The organism is Jannaschia formosa (assembly GCF_003340555.1).
GTDB lineage: Bacteria > Pseudomonadota > Alphaproteobacteria > Rhodobacterales > Rhodobacteraceae > Jannaschia > Jannaschia formosa.
Genome location: NZ_QPLJ01000014.1, coordinates 39,980 through 54,333 on the forward strand (window position 1 = coordinate 39,980; position 14,354 = coordinate 54,333).

At 69.4% G+C, this 14,354-nt stretch carries 15 protein-coding genes; 8 read left to right on the forward strand and 7 right to left on the reverse strand.

The annotated features are described in order from the left end of the window. Positions 1-2 precede the first annotated feature (2 nt). The 3 genes from DR046_RS14540 (at position 3) to lpdA (ending at position 2,315) form a co-directional block, all read left to right on the forward strand. Complete coding sequence (locus tag DR046_RS14540) at positions 3-572, forward strand: DUF924 family protein (protein ID WP_115383124.1); 570 nt, start codon at positions 3-5, stop codon at positions 570-572. A gap of 53 nt (positions 573-625) precedes the next feature. Then, positions 626-823, forward strand: coding sequence for a hypothetical protein (locus tag DR046_RS14545; RefSeq protein WP_115383125.1), 198 nt, complete (start codon positions 626-628; stop codon positions 821-823). Positions 824-920: 97 nt separating this feature from the next. Further along, positions 921-2,315, forward strand: a complete 1,395-nt coding sequence (gene lpdA, locus DR046_RS14550) for a dihydrolipoyl dehydrogenase (RefSeq protein WP_115383126.1) — start codon at positions 921-923, stop codon at positions 2,313-2,315. Positions 2,316-2,541: 226 nt separating this feature from the next. Here lpdA and DR046_RS14555 read toward each other — a convergent pair whose 3' ends face one another. Continuing rightward, a complete protein-coding gene (locus DR046_RS14555; protein ID WP_115383127.1) occupies positions 2,542-2,877 on the reverse strand; it encodes a DnaJ family domain-containing protein in 336 nt (111 codons plus the stop codon). Between the two features lie 182 nt (positions 2,878-3,059). Between DR046_RS14555 and DR046_RS14560 the strand changes: the two genes are divergently transcribed. Then, complete coding sequence (locus DR046_RS14560) at positions 3,060-4,211, forward strand: MFS transporter (RefSeq protein WP_115383128.1); 1,152 nt, start codon at positions 3,060-3,062, stop codon at positions 4,209-4,211. 94 nt (positions 4,212-4,305) lie between these two features. Further along, complete coding sequence (uvrA, locus tag DR046_RS14565) at positions 4,306-7,179, forward strand: excinuclease ABC subunit UvrA (RefSeq protein WP_115383129.1); 2,874 nt, start codon at positions 4,306-4,308, stop codon at positions 7,177-7,179. Positions 7,180-7,213: 34 nt separating this feature from the next. Here uvrA and DR046_RS14570 read toward each other — a convergent pair whose 3' ends face one another. The 4 genes from DR046_RS14570 to DR046_RS14585 all read right to left on the reverse strand — a co-directional run bounded on the left by DR046_RS14570 (position 7,214) and on the right by DR046_RS14585 (position 9,638). Beyond that, on the reverse strand, positions 7,214-7,438 hold the full coding sequence (locus tag DR046_RS14570; protein WP_115383130.1) for a YgaP family membrane protein: 225 nt from the start codon (positions 7,436-7,438) through the stop codon (positions 7,214-7,216). Between the two features lie 78 nt (positions 7,439-7,516). After that, complete coding sequence (locus DR046_RS14575) at positions 7,517-7,825, reverse strand: excinuclease ABC subunit A (protein WP_245190951.1); 309 nt, start codon at positions 7,823-7,825, stop codon at positions 7,517-7,519. Between the two features lie 290 nt (positions 7,826-8,115). Continuing rightward, positions 8,116-8,430, reverse strand: coding sequence for a hypothetical protein (locus DR046_RS14580; RefSeq protein WP_115383131.1), 315 nt, complete (start codon positions 8,428-8,430; stop codon positions 8,116-8,118). A gap of 50 nt (positions 8,431-8,480) precedes the next feature. Beyond that, positions 8,481-9,638 carry a cytochrome P450 gene (locus DR046_RS14585; protein WP_115383132.1) on the reverse strand — a complete coding sequence of 386 codons (1,158 nt, stop codon included), beginning with the start codon at positions 9,636-9,638 and terminating at the stop codon, positions 8,481-8,483. Between the two features lie 225 nt (positions 9,639-9,863). Between DR046_RS14585 and DR046_RS14590 the strand changes: the two genes are divergently transcribed. The 3 genes from DR046_RS14590 (at position 9,864) to DR046_RS14600 (ending at position 13,141) form a co-directional block, all read left to right on the forward strand. Further along, entirely contained in the window at positions 9,864-10,865 is a 1,002-nt protein-coding gene (locus DR046_RS14590) for a DctP family TRAP transporter solute-binding subunit (RefSeq protein WP_115383133.1), read from the forward strand. A 62-nt stretch (positions 10,866-10,927) separates the two neighbouring features. After that, positions 10,928-11,650, forward strand: coding sequence for a TRAP transporter small permease (locus DR046_RS14595; protein ID WP_115383134.1), 723 nt, complete (start codon positions 10,928-10,930; stop codon positions 11,648-11,650). A 3-nt stretch (positions 11,651-11,653) separates the two neighbouring features. Beyond that, on the forward strand, positions 11,654-13,141 hold the full coding sequence (locus tag DR046_RS14600; RefSeq protein ID WP_115383135.1) for a TRAP transporter large permease: 1,488 nt from the start codon (positions 11,654-11,656) through the stop codon (positions 13,139-13,141). A gap of 65 nt (positions 13,142-13,206) precedes the next feature. Here DR046_RS14600 and tpiA read toward each other — a convergent pair whose 3' ends face one another. Both tpiA and DR046_RS14610 read right to left on the reverse strand, forming a co-directional pair. Then, on the reverse strand, positions 13,207-13,929 hold the full coding sequence (gene tpiA, locus DR046_RS14605) for a triose-phosphate isomerase (protein WP_115383136.1): 723 nt from the start codon (positions 13,927-13,929) through the stop codon (positions 13,207-13,209). A gap of 36 nt (positions 13,930-13,965) precedes the next feature. Continuing rightward, entirely contained in the window at positions 13,966-14,334 is a 369-nt protein-coding gene (locus DR046_RS14610; RefSeq protein ID WP_115383137.1) for a HesB/IscA family protein, read from the reverse strand. Positions 14,335-14,354: the final 20 nt, after the last annotated feature.

A 14,354-nucleotide genomic window follows, 5' to 3' on the forward strand; every position in this document is an offset into this window, starting at 1 on the left:
GGATGGATGCGCACGCGGAGGAGGTGCTGCGGTTCTGGCTGGAGGAGGCCGGACCCGAAGGCTGGTACAAGGGGGGCGAGGCGTTCGACGCAGAGATCCGCGACCGCTTCATGGGCCTCTGGCGCGAGGCGCGTCATCTCGGACACTGGTGCTGCTCGCCCCGCGGCACGCTGGCCTTCCTGATCCTGACGGACCAGTTCCCGCGCAACATGTTCCGCGGCGACGGCCGCGCCTTCGCCACCGATCAACTGGCGCTGGCGGTGGCCAAGCAGGCGGTGACGGCGCGGGCCGACCTCGGCGTCGAGGGCGCCGCGCGGCAGTTCTTCTACCTGCCGCTGGAACATTCCGAGAGCCTCGCCGACCAGGCCCGCGCGGTGCGGCTGATCCTGATGCGGCTCGACGCGTCCGAGACGCTGCTGCATGCGCGCGCGCATCGCGAGATCATCCGCCGCTACGGCCGCTTCCCCTATCGCAACGACGCCCTGGGGCGGCCAGGCACGGCGCGCGAGGCCGGGATGATCGAGGCCGGCGGCTACGGCGCCGTCCTGCGGGAGTTGCAGGCGGCGGGCTGAGACGGGGAACCGGGACCGGGTCGGGGGCATTTCCGAGACAGGAGGACCCGGCCATGAAATCGACCTACCTGACCCATTCCCGCACCGCCCACGTCTCGCTGGCCGTCATGGCGGCCGCGTCGTTGCTGGGAACCGTCGTCCTGGCGACGGCCTTGCCGATCTGGCTGATACCGGTGGGGTATTTCGCCGCACTGATCGCCGCTGTCGTGCTGTTCGTCGGCTGGGTCCGCTGGTCGGACCCGGATATCTGAGCGCAGGGCAGCCATGACGCGAGGGCAGGGCGGCGGGGTTCCCTCCGGGCGGTTCAGCGCATAGCGTGACGTGAAACGACCTTCACCGGAGACCCCCATGGCCAAGAGTTTCGACATGATCGTGATCGGCGCCGGCCCCGGCGGCTACGTCGCCGCCATCCGCGCCGCGCAGCTGGGCCTGAACGTCGCCTGCATCGAGCGCGAGCATCTCGGCGGCATCTGCCTCAACTGGGGTTGCATCCCGACCAAGGCCATGCTGCGCTCCTCCGAGGTCTTCCACCTGATGCACCGCGCCAAGGAGTTCGGGCTGAAGGCCGAGGGGATCGGCTACGACCTCGACGCGGTCGTCAAGCGCTCCCGCGGGGTGGCCAAGCAGCTTTCCGGCGGGATCGGGCACCTGTTCAAGAAGAACAAGGTCACGACGATCATGGGCGGCGCGAAGCTGGCCGGGAAGGGCAAGGTCTCGGTCGAGACCGACAAGGGCACCGAAGAGCTGACGGCCAAGAACATCGTCGTCGCCACGGGAGCGCGGGCGCGCAACCTGCCGGGGCTGGAAGCCGACGGGGAGCGGGTCTGGAACTACAAGCACGCGCTCCAGCCGCCGCACATGCCGAGGAAGCTGCTGGTGATCGGGTCCGGTGCCATCGGGATCGAGTTCGCCAGCTTCTACAACACGCTTGGCGCCGAAACGACCGTGGTCGAGGTCATGGACCGCATCCTGCCGGTGGAGGACGAGGAGATCTCGAAATTCGCCAAGAAGCAGTTCGAGAAGCAGGGGATGAAGATCCTCCAGAAGGCCATCGTGAAGGGGCTCGACCGCCAGAAGGACAAGGTCGTCGCCACCATCGAGTCGAACGGCAAGGCCGAGGAGCATGAGTTCGACACCGTCATCTCGGCCGTCGGCATCGTCGGCAATGTCGAGGGTCTGGGGCTGGAGGAAGCGGGCGTGAAGGTCGACCGCTCCCACGTCATCGTGGACGAATACTGCCGCACCGGAGTCGAGGGCGTCTATGCCATCGGCGACATCGCCGGCGCGCCTTGGCTGGCGCACAAGGCGTCGCACGAAGGCGTCATGGTGGCCGAACTGATCGCCGGCAGGAACGACGTCCACCCCGTCCGCCCCGAGAGCATCGCGGGCTGCACCTATTGCTATCCGCAGGTCGCCTCGGTCGGCCTGACCGAAGCCAAGGCGAAGGAGGCCGGGCACGACATCAAGGTCGGGCATTTCCCCTTCATCGGCAACGGAAAGGCCATCGCCCTGGGTGAGCCCGAGGGGATGGTGAAGACGATCTTCGACAAGACCACCGGCGAGCTGCTGGGTGCCCACATGATCGGCGCCGAGGTGACGGAGCTGATCCAGGGCTACATCGTCGGCCGCCAGCTGGAGACCACCGAGGAGGACCTGGCCCACACCGTCTTCCCGCACCCGACCCTGTCGGAGATGATGCACGAATCGGTGCTCGACGCCGACGGCCGCGCGATCCACTTCTGACCTCGCGCCCGGCCGGGAGGGCCGGGGGACGCCCCCCGGACCCCCGGCCTCGGGCCGGGTCGCCTTCGTTCGGCTTGCGGGCGCGGGGCAGATGTCGTGCCGTGAGTATTTGCGAAGATGTGACGGGCAAGGGTATGGCTCACGCCTGCGGCGTCGCGTTGTGCCGGGGCGGAAGGACGGCAGCGTGTCCGGATCTTGCGCCTGCGCGCGAAGCGGCGGGTCCGCGTCAGGGCGCCATGAACCGCCGTCTCGCCTCGACGGCGATGTGGTAGCGCTGCTCCAGCTCGGCGACAAGGGCCATGGCGGCGCGCTTCTCGGCGGCGCCTTCCGCGTTCCTGTAGCTCTGCTTCGCGGCCTCCAGCAGCTTCCGGATCCGGAATTCCTCGGGCAGCGCGCCCGCCTCGGCCATGAGCCGGGTCGCCACCGCCGTGGCCATGTCGGTGAAGGCCTCGCCGGAACGGTCGGGCAGCGGCCTCCCCTCGCCCGAGAGGCCGCGCAGCTTGCCCTCGGCCAGGGCCTTGCGGATCTGGGTCTCGACGAGGCGGTCGAAGGATCGGTCCATGGCATCCCCATCCGGAGTGTCTGCCGCCCCGGCAAGGCGGCGAAGGTCCCGGGAGTATAACCGGCGGGACCGGGGCGAGTCCCAAAAATTCCGGGCGATGTCATCGGCCCGCCGACGGTTTCGCCCGGCTCCCCCGTCCGGAGGGGCTGGCCCCGGACCGGCTTCGATGCCAATGCGGGCGCATGGAACGCACCTCCTGGTCCCTCGTCCTGCTCGTCTTCCTGTGCGGCCTGCTTGCCGCGGCGCAGTTCGGCAAGATCGCGCTGACCCTGCCCGAGACCGCCGCCGCCTTCGGCAGGCCGCTGCCGCAGGTAGCACCGCTGGTCTCGCTGGTCGGGCTGATGGGCCTGGTCCTGGGCGCCATGGCGGGCGGGGTCGCGGCGGGCTTCGGGCCGGGGCGGACGCTGCTGGCCGGGCTGCTGCTGGGCGGGGCGATGTCGCTGATCCAGGCGGCGCTGCCGGGCTACTGGTGGTTCGTCGCCAGCCGCGCGGTCGAGGGGCTGGCGCATCTCGCGCTCGTCGTGGCAGGCCCGCCGCTGATGGCAGCGGCGGCGAGCGAGCGCGACCGGCCGCTGGTAATGGGGCTCTGGGCGGTGTTCTTCGGGGCGTCCCTGGCGGTCTCGGCGGCGATCTTCCCGCCGATCCTCGCGGCCGGGGGGCTGCCACTGCTCTTCGCGCTGCACGGGGCGGCGCTGCTGGCGCTGGCGGTGCCGCTCTGGCGGCTGGTGCCGCGGATCCCGCGCACGCCGATCTCGCTGAACCCGCTGTCCACGCACCGGGCGATCTATGCGCGGATGCGCACGGTCGCGCCGGCGCTGGGGTTCTGGCCCTACACCTTCCTCTTCGTGGCGCTGGTGGCGCTGCTGCCGCCGGGCCTCGACCGGCCCAGGCTGGCGGCGAGCCTGCCGATCGTCACCCTGCTGACCACGCTGCTCGGCGGGGCGCTCTGCCGCCGCTTCGCGCCCTGGCAGGTGACGGCGGCGGGCTTCGCCGGCACCGCGCTGGGCCTCGCCGGCGCGGCGGTCGCGCTGCCGGGCGCCCTGCCGCTGGCCTTCGCGGCGATGGGGCTCATCCCGGGGGCCAGCTTCGCCGCCATCCCGGCGCTGAACGCCGCCCCCGCCGACCGCGCCCGCGCCACCGGGGCCATCGCCCAGCTGGGCAATCTGGGCACCGTCTCGGGCACGCCGATCCTGGCGGCGATCTGGGCCGGGTTCGGGATCGAGGCGGTGATCTGGAGCGGCGTCGGGGTGGCGGCGCTGGGCCTCGCGCTCGGGGTCTGGTCGGGGCGACAGGCGGCTGGCACGACGGACGGGGACGTGCTAGGCGTTCACTGAACGTTCTCCGCGCGGGCGGGACGCTGCGTCGGTGCGGATTGCATGGCGCGGCGCGGCCCCTAGGTAACGTGTCTGGCAAGGTTCGGGGGCTGGCATGGCCGAGCAGAAGTTCATCGAGGTCCGCGGTGCGCGCGAGCATAACCTCAAGGGCATCGACGTCGACATTCCGCGCGACCAGCTGGTGGTGATCACCGGCCTGTCGGGCTCGGGGAAGTCGTCGCTGGCCTTCGACACGATCTATGCCGAGGGGCAGCGCCGCTACGTCGAATCGCTCTCGGCCTATGCGCGCCAGTTCCTCGACATGATGCAGAAGCCGGACGTGGATCACATCACCGGCCTCTCGCCCGCGATCTCGATCGAACAGAAGACGACGTCGAAGAACCCCCGCTCGACGGTCGGCACGGTGACCGAGATCTACGACTACCTGCGGCTGCTCTATGCCCGCGCGGGGACGCCCTATTCGCCCGCCACCGGACAGCCGATCCGGGCCCAGCAGGTGCAGGACATGGTCGACCGGATCATGGGCTTTGCGGAGGGAACGCGCGGCTACCTTCTCGCGCCCATCGTCCGCGACCGAAAGGGCGAGTACCGCAAGGAGATGCTGGAGCTGCGCAAGCAGGGGTTCCAGCGGGTGAAGGTCGACGGGACGTTCCACGACCTCGACAGCCCGCCCGAGCTCGACAAGAAGTTCCGCCACGACATCGACGTCGTGGTCGACCGCATCGTCGTGCGCGAGGGGCTGGAGACGCGGCTGGCGGACTCGCTGCGGACGGCGCTGGATCTGGCCGACGGCATCGCCATCCTGGAGACCGCGCCGAAGGAGGGGGATCCGGAGCGGCACACGTTCTCCGAGAAGTTCGCCTGTCCCGTCAGCGGCTTCACCATCCCCGAGATCGAGCCGCGGCTGTTCAGCTTCAACGCGCCCTTCGGCGCCTGCCCGAAATGCGACGGGCTGGGGCACGAGCTGTTCTTCGACGAGCGGCTGGTCGTTCCGGACGTCACGCTGACCCTGCCCAAGGGGGCGCTGGCGCCGTGGAACAAGGGCAAGTCGCCCTACTTCACCCAGACGATCCAGAGCATCTCGACCCATTACGGCTTCGACCAGAAGACGCCGTGGAAGGATCTGCCGGAGAAGATCCAGCAGGTCTTCCTGCGCGGCTCCGGCTCCGAGAAGATCAAGTTCCGCTATGACGAGGGCGGGCGCATCTACGAGGTCAGCCGCGTCTTCGAGGGCGTGATCCCCAACATGGAGCGCCGCTACCGCGAAACCGACTCGGCCTGGATCCGGGAGGAGTTCGAGCGCTACCAGAACAGCCGTCCCTGCGGCGCCTGCGACGGCTTCCGCCTGCGCCCCGAGGCGCTGGCGGTCAAGATCGGCTCGCCCGAGGCGGGGCTTCTGCACGTCGGCGAGGTCGTGCAGATGTCGATCCGCGAGGCGCTCGACTGGGTCGAGGCGGTGCCGGGGCAACTTTCGAAGCAGAACCAGGAGATCGCGCGCGCGATCCTGAAGGAGATCCGCGAGAGGCTGGGATTCCTCAACAACGTGGGGCTGCAATACCTGACGCTCAGCCGGAACGCCGGGACGCTGTCGGGCGGCGAGAGCCAGCGCATCCGGCTTGCCTCGCAGATCGGCTCGGGCCTGACCGGCGTGCTCTATGTGCTGGACGAGCCCTCGATCGGGCTGCACCAGCGCGACAACGACCGGCTGCTGACCTCGCTGAAGGGCCTGCGCGACCAGGGCAACACGGTCATCGTTGTCGAGCATGACGAGGAGGCGATCCGCGAGGCCGATTACGTCTTCGACATCGGCCCGGGCGCGGGGGTTCATGGCGGGCAGGTGGTGGCCCATGGCGTGCCCGCCGACCTGGCCGCCAACCCCGCCTCGGTCACCGGCGACTACCTTGCCGGCCGACGCGAGATCGCGGTGCCCGCCACGCGCCGCAAGGGCAACGGCAAGAAGATCAAGGTCGTCAACGCCACCGGCAACAACCTCAAGGGCGTCACCGCCGAGTATCCGCTGGGCAAGTTCGTCGCCGTGACCGGCGTCTCGGGCGGCGGCAAGTCGACGCTGACCATCGAGACGCTGTTCAAGACCGCCTCGATGAAGCTGAACGGCGCGCGCCAGACGCCTGCTCCGTGCGAGACGGTGAAGGGGCTGGAGCATCTCGACAAGGTGATCGACATCGACCAGCGGCCGATCGGGCGCACGCCGCGCTCGAACCCCGCCACCTATGTCGGCGCCTTCACACCCATCCGCGACTGGTTCGCCGGGCTGCCGGAATCGAAGGCGCGCGGCTACAAGCCCGGCCGCTTCAGCTTCAACGTCAAGGGCGGGCGCTGCGAGGCGTGCCAGGGCGACGGCGTCATCAAGATCGAGATGCACTTCCTGCCCGACGTCTATGTCGAGTGCGAGACCTGCAAGGGCGCGCGCTACAACCGCGAGACGCTGGAGATCAGGTTCAAGGGCAAGTCCATCGCCGACGTTCTCGACATGACGGTCGAGGACGCGCAGGGCTTCTTCCAGGCCGTCCCGTCGATCCGCGAGAAGATGGACGCGCTGATGCGCGTGGGCCTCGGCTACATCAAGGTCGGCCAGCAGGCGACGACGCTGTCCGGCGGCGAGGCGCAGCGGGTCAAGCTGTCGAAGGAGCTGTCGAAGCGGTCCACGGGCCGGACGCTCTACATCCTGGACGAGCCGACTACGGGCCTGCATTTCGAGGACGTGCGCAAGCTGCTGGAAGTGCTGCACGAACTGGTCGAGAGCGGGAACACGGTGGTCGTGATCGAGCACAATCTCGACGTCGTGAAGACCGCCGACCACGTCATCGACATCGGCCCTGAAGGCGGCGATGGGGGCGGAGAGATCGTCGCCACCGGCACGCCGGAGCAGATCGCCGAGGTCGAGGCCAGCCATACCGGGCGTTACCTCAAGCCGATGCTGCAGGCGCGTCGCGTGGCGGCGGAGTGAGAAGCGGCCCGCCTCGCGGCGGGCCGTCCGGGGGTCAGGCCGGCGTCTTGCCGCCGGGGCCGTCTCGGCGCGTCGACCAGCCCAGCACGCTGTAGACCGGGCAATGGCCGACGAGGCCCGAGAGGAGCGGAACCAGGCCTAGCCAGAAGGCCCAGCGCCAGGCGCCAGCCTCGGGCATCAGCCAGAAGCCCGCGATCAGCGCGAGGCCGATGACAACCCGCAGGGCGCGGTCGATCATGCCGACATTGTTCGCGAACATGGACACCTCCGATCATCGATGGTTGCGGACAACGTCGATGTGGGAAGCGGTTTACGTTGCGTCAAGGGGGCGCCGCGCTCACTCCAGAAACAGCTGCACCACGTCGAGGATGATCCGCTCCTCCCGGTCGAGCCGCAGGATGCTGTCGCCGACGCGCACCCAGGCCTCGCCGTCGCGCAGCGGCGGCAGGCCGTAGTCGCCGCGCCGCACCACCCGCCCGTCGCCGAGATAGCGGTCGCCCGCCGAATAGGCCTTCGTCGCCTGACCCGGCGGCACGCAGGGCGGGGACTTCTTCGCCAGACCGGGCGGACAGCCGCCATTGCCGGCGCCTTGGGCGAAGACCGGCGGCGCGGCCAGGAGAAGGGCGATCAGGAAGATGCGGGTCATGTCGGCTCCGGGTTCTGCGCCGGCAAAACTGCCCTTCGCCGCCCCGGTTCCAAGGGGTGCCGTCGCGCCCGGCCCGGGATCGGCGGCGCACCGCCGGCGACGGCACGAGATGACAGCGCCTCTCTCGGGGCCGGCGAGAGACGGGGCGCCGCGGCGACACGGCCTTCGCCTTCGCCGCGCTGTAGGACGCCGCAACCCGGGCGCCGCTGGACCTGGACCAGGTGACGGCAGGCGGCTTCCAAGCCGGCGGCTCGATGGCCCGGCACTGGCTGCGGGCGGCGTGCTGACGCCTATTCGACGGGCACGATGTCGAGCACGTCGCGGATGCGGCGGGTCTCGATCTCGACGCGCAGCAACTGGTCGCCCAGCACGGCGAAGGCCTCGTCCTCTTCCAGCGGCGGGATGTTCTCGCGGTCGGCGGGATCGAGCGGGACGTCCTCGTCCAGCACGTCGCCGATCGAATAGACCTGCGCGGCGAGCCCCGCCTCGGGCACGCATCGCGGGCTATCGGCGGCGATGTCGGGCGGGCAGTCGAAATCCTGCGGGACGTCCTGCGCGATGGCAGGGGCGGCGGCGAGAAGCAGGGCGGCGATGAGCGGGCGCATGATGGTCCTCCGATATGTCGACGGACCAACCCCCGAAGCGCCGCTCCGGTTCAGTCGGCGCGGACGCGCAACGCCTCGAGCCCGTGAAAATGGTAGATGTCGGCATGGCGCGGCGGGCTCTCCGTGACGAGGCGCGGGCAACGTCTGGCCAGCGCGCCGAGGCCAATCCGAAGCTCCAGCCGGGCGAGCGGCGCGCCGAGGCAGAAATGCAGCCCCGCGCCGAAGCTGACCGGGGCGGGCGCGCCCGGGAAGCGCCGCGGATCGAAGCGCGCGGGGTCCGGATAGGCCGCCGGATCGCGGTTGGCGGCGGCAAGCAGGAGGCCGACCTTCTCGCCCCGCCTGAGCGGATGGCCGTGAAGCTCCATGTCCTCCAGCGCGTAGCGGGTGAAGAGATGCAGCGGCGGGTCGTGGCGCAGCACCTCCTCAACGAGCGCGTCGTCGACCGCATGGCCCCAGAGCCCCGCCCGGATCAGCCCGGCCAGGCCGTTGCCCAGCGTGTGCACCGTCGCCTCGTGCCCGGCGTTGAGCAGCAGGATGCAGGTCGCGGTCAGTTCCGGCCGGGTCAGGCCGCCCTCCGCCTCGACCCGCAGCAGGTCGGCGATCAGCCCGTCGGGCGGGTCGGCGAAGACCTCGTCCAGATAGGCCGTGAATTCGGCCGCGGCGGCCGCGGCGGCGAGTTCGGCCGCGTGGTCGCGGCCGGCCTGATACATGCCCACCATCGCGTTGGACCAGGCCAGCAGGCGCGGCGCATCGCGCTCGGGCACGCCCAGCAGGCGGGCGATGACGCGGACGGGCAGGGGGCGGGCGAAGGCGTCGAGCAGGTCGAAGGCGCCCTGGGGGAAACCGTCGATCAGCGCTTGGGCCAGTGCCTCTATGTCGGGGGCCAGGGCGGCCACGCGGCGCGAGGTGAAGGCGCGCAGGACCGAGGCGCGCAGCCGCGTGTGGCGCGGCGGCTCCAGCTCCAGCATGGAATGGTCCTCGACGGCCCAGAAGGCGGCCTGGTGGGCGGGGCGGGGCGGCGGCGCCGGATCCTCTCGCCCCAGCCGCCGGTCGCGCAGCAACGCCGAGACCACCGCGTGAGAGGAGGCCACGGGCATGTCGTACTCGTCCCACCAGGCCAGCGGCCCGAGGCCGCGCAGCCGGTCGTAGAACGGATAGGGGTCCTGCACGAAGGCAGGGTTGGTCGGGGATTGGCTGATGCGGCGCATGCCCGCTCGGTGAACGGGGCGGGCAGGCGCGTCAAGCGCGGCGCATGGCCTTCCGAACAGGCATCGCGCCGGCCGATCCGGCGCAAACCTTCCGCAAGGGCCGGAAACGCGCCACGAGGACAGGTCAATTGGCCGCGCGCCGCAAGATTTTGTTGAGGCCGGCCCGTCAATCGCTACGATCCCCCCACGATGCGCCCGGGAAGCGGCGCCAAGGGAGGAAATGAGATGAGATTGCTGACCACCGCCGCCACGGCCTTCGCCCTCACGCTGACGGGGCAGGCCGCCCTCGCCAACTGTGACGACGGCGAGATCGTGGTGAAGTTCAGCCACGTGACGAACACCGACCGCCACCCGAAGGGGCTCGCCGCGGCCGAGTTGCAGGATCGGGTGAACGCCGAGATGGATGGGACGATGTGCATGGAGGTCTTCCCGAACTCCACGCTCTATACCGACGAGCAAGTCGTCGAGGCGATGCTGCGCGGCGACGTGCAGCTGGCCGCGCCCTCGCTGTCGCTGTTCGAATCGATCACCCGGGCCTACCGGCTGTTCGACCTGCCGTTCCTGTTCAACGACATCGACGCGGTCGATGCGTTCCAGGCTTCCGAGACGGGCCAGAACATGCTCGGCATGATGGAGCGTCAGGGCCTGCAGGGCCTGGGCTACTGGCACAACGGCATGAAGCAGATGAGCGCCAACAGGCCGCTCGAGATGCCCGAGGACATGCAGGGCCTGAAGATCCGGGTGCAGCCCTCGGACGTCCTGGTCGCGCAGATGAACGCGCTGGGCGCCTCGCCGCAGCCGATGGCTTTCGCCGAGGTTTACGGCGCGCTGCAGACCGGCGTCGTCGACGGGCAGGAGAACACCTGGTCCAACATCTACGGCCAGAAGTTCTTCGAGGTGCAGGACGGCATCACCGAGACCAATCACGGCGTGATCGACTACCTGCTGGTGACGACGACCGACTTCCTCGACAGCCTGGAGCCGGACGTGCGCGAGCAGTTCCTGACCATCGTCGACGAAGTCACCGTCTCCCGGAATGCCGAATCGGAGGCGGTCAACCAGGAGGCCAAGCAGGCCATCATCGACGCCGGCGGCACCATCCGCCAGCTCACGCCCGAGCAGCGCGCCGCCTGGGTGGAGGTGATGAAGCCCGTCTGGGAGCAGTTCGCGGACGAGGTCGGCCAGGAGAACATCGACGCCGCCGTGAGCTTCAACGGCGGAAGCTGACGACATCACCGCCGGGGCCCCTTCGCGGGGCTCCGGCCTGCCGCATGCGCCGGGGAGGGGACATGGCCGAGAAATACGAACCGAAGGGGCGTCTGGGCCGCATTGTCCACGAGCTCGAAGAGACGACCATCGCGCTTCTGCTGGGGCTGATGACGCTGCTGACCTTCGTCGCCGTCGTGCTGCGCTACGTCTTCAACAGCCAGATCATCTGGTCGCTCGAGGTCATCCTCATCCTGTTTTCGTGGCTCGTCATCTTCGGCGTCAGCTACGGCTTCAAGATCACCGCGCATCTCGGGGTCGACGCCCTGACCAATGCGCTCCCGTCCCGGGGGCAGCGCATCTGCGCCCTGCTGGCCGGCGGCGTCACGATCTTCTACGCCATCCTGATGATGAAGGGGGCCTGGGACTACTGGGCGCCCTTCGCCGCGCTCGACCGCACCTCGGGGCGCTGGTTCCCGACCGGGTTCGAGCAGACCCGCGACCAGGCCTGGTTCGTCACCGATCAGGTCCCGCCGATGCGCTGGCTGTTCGGCTGGCTCGAGCCGCTGATCAACCAGGGCGAGGTCTATCCGAAGCTGCCGCGCGTCGTGCCCTACGTGATCCTGCCCGTCGGCTGCGCGCTCATCCTGTTCCGCGTGATCCAGGCCGTCATCGCCATCGCGCGCGGCACCCGCTCCAGCCTGATCGTCAGCCACGAGGTCGAGGACGTCGTCGAAGAGGCCGGCCGCACCGCCCGCACCGACGACCCCTATCTCGGCGCGCAGCCCCCGGCCGGGAGGGCCTGATCCATGGAAGTCGTCCTTCTCTTCGTCATGATCGTCGGCCTGCTGCTGATCGGCGTGCCGATCGCGGTGGCGCTGGGCTTCAGCTCTATCTTCTTCCTGCTGGCCTTCTCGGACACCTCGCTCGCCTCGATCGCGCAAAGCTTCTACCAGGCGATGGCGGGGCACTATACGCTGCTGGCGATCCCGTTCTTCATCCTCGCCTCGTCCTTCATGTCGACGGGCGGCGTCGCGCGGCGGATCATCCGCTTCTCCATCGCCTGCGTCGGGCACCTGCGCGGCGGCCTCGCCATCGCGGGCGTCTTCGCCTGCATGATGTTCGCGGCGCTTTCGGGGTCGTCTCCCGCGACCGTCGTCGCCATCGGCACCATCGTCATCGCGGCGATGACCCAAGCCGGCTACACCAAGGAGTTCGCGGCGGGCGTCATCTGCAACGCGGGCACGCTGGGCATCCTGATCCCGCCCTCCATCGTCATGGTCGTCTACGCCTCGGCGACGGACGTGTCCGTGGGACGCATGTTCCTCGCCGGCGTGATCCCGGGCCTGATGGCGGGCTTCCTGCTGATGATCGCGATCTATGTCTTCGCCCGCATCCGCGACATGCCGAGCGGCGAGTTCGCCGGCTGGGGCGAGGTCTTCGCCTCGTTCCGCGAGGCGTTCTGGGGCCTGATGCTGATCGTGATCATCATGGTCGGCATCTACGGCATCCCGCCCCTGATGCCTGCGGTCTTCACCCCGACCGAAGCGGCTGCGGTGGCGGCGATTTACGCCTTCTTCGTCGCCATGTTCGTGTACCGCGACATCGGTCCGCTGGCGGCGAAACGCGCCCAGTCGCTGTCCGCGGCCGTCGCCGGCCCGGTCGAGGGCACGCCTAGGTCACTGGCGCAGGCGCCCTGGGCGGTAGTCACCGCCTTCTGGCACCCGGACACGCGGCGGACGCTTCTCGACGCGGGCAAGCTGACGGTCACGCTTATGTTCATCATCGCCAATGCGCTGATCCTGAAGCACGTCCTGACCGACGAGCAGATCCCGCAGCACATCGCCGAGGCGATGCTCTCGGCGGGGCTGGGCCCGATCACCTTCCTGATCGTGGTCAACGTGATCCTGCTGATCGGCGGCCAGTTCATGGAGCCATCGGGCCTGCTGGTCATCGTGGCACCCCTGGTCTTCCCGATCGGCCTGCAACTCGGCATCGACCCGATCCATCTGGGCATCATCATGGTGGTCAACATGGAGATCGGAATGATCACGCCGCCGGTCGGCCTGAACCTCTTCGTGACCTCGGGCGTGGCCAACATGCCGATGATGGCCGTCGTGAAGGCCGCCGCGCCCTTCCTGGGCGTGCTCTTCATCTTCCTGATCATGGTGACCTACATCCCGTCGATCTCGACCTGGCTGCCCAACAACGTCATGGGGCCACAGATAAACTGCGCGACAGGGGGCGGGGCCAACGCGCTCGACGCGGCCTATTGCGAGGCGGTCGCCAACCGCTGACCGGCGCAGCCTACGGGAAGAAGAAGAACGGGGCGGCCTCCTGACCGGGGCCGCCCCGACGCCTGTCAGCTGTCGGACAGGGCCTTCACGATGGGCACGAAATCGGCCGCCTTCAGCGACGCCCCACCCACCAGCGCGCCGTCCACATTGGTCAGCGCGAAAAGCTCCGCCGCGTTCGCCGCCTTGACCGAGCCGCCATAGAGCAGCGAGATCTCCGGCCCGAGCTTCTCGCGCAGCGCGTCATGCACTTCGGCCACCTGCTCGGGCGTGGCGACCTTGCCGGTGCCGATGGCCCAGACGGGCTCGTAGGCGACGATGAGGGCCTCGGGCGTCACCCCCTCGGGCAGCGAGCCGTCGAGCTGGCCCATCAGCACGGACAGCGTCTCGCCCGCCTCGCGCTGCTCCAGCGTCTCGCCGATGCAGAGGATCGCGACCAGCCCCGCGCGCCAGGCGGCGCCGACCTGCGCGCGCACGTCGGAATCGGTCTCGCCGTGGTCGGCGCGCCGCTCCGAATGGCCGACGATGACATAGGTCGCGCCCGCCTCGAAGAGCATCTCGGCCGAGACGTCGCCCGTATGCGCGCCCGAAGGGGCGGAATGGCAGCACTGGCCGCCGATCTCGACATGCTGGCGCGGATCGCCGTCGGCGGCGTAGATCAGCGTCGCGGGCAGGCAGATGATCGTCTTGCAGGACAGGCCGGCGACGCCCTTGTCGATCTCCAGCACCTCGGTCAGGTCCGAGACCAGACCGTTCATCTTCCAGTTTCCGGCGGCGTATTTCTGCGGCATGAGAACCCTCCTGTTGTCGGGGGAGGGTCTAGCAGATCAGGACGGCGTGCCCAGCTTCTCGTCGAACTTGATCGATTCGCCGCAGCCGCAGGCATCGACGACGTTCGGGTTGCGGAACCGGAAGCCCGATTCGAGCAGCGACGTCTCGTAGTCGATCTCGGTCCCGAACAGGAACATCTGCGCCATCGGTGCGATGATCACGCGGGCGCCGCCCGCGACCTCGACCACCTCGTCATGGGGCTCGACCTCGGGGACGTAGTCCATCGTGTATTCCATGCCCGCGCAGCCGCCCTTCTTGACGCCGATGCGCAGGCCGGCGGCGTCCTGCCTGGCCATGAGGCGCGCGATCTGCGCGGCGGCGGCGTCGGTCACGGTGACGGGGGGCTGGCCGGGGATCGAGAACATCGGGCGCTTCCTTCGGGTTG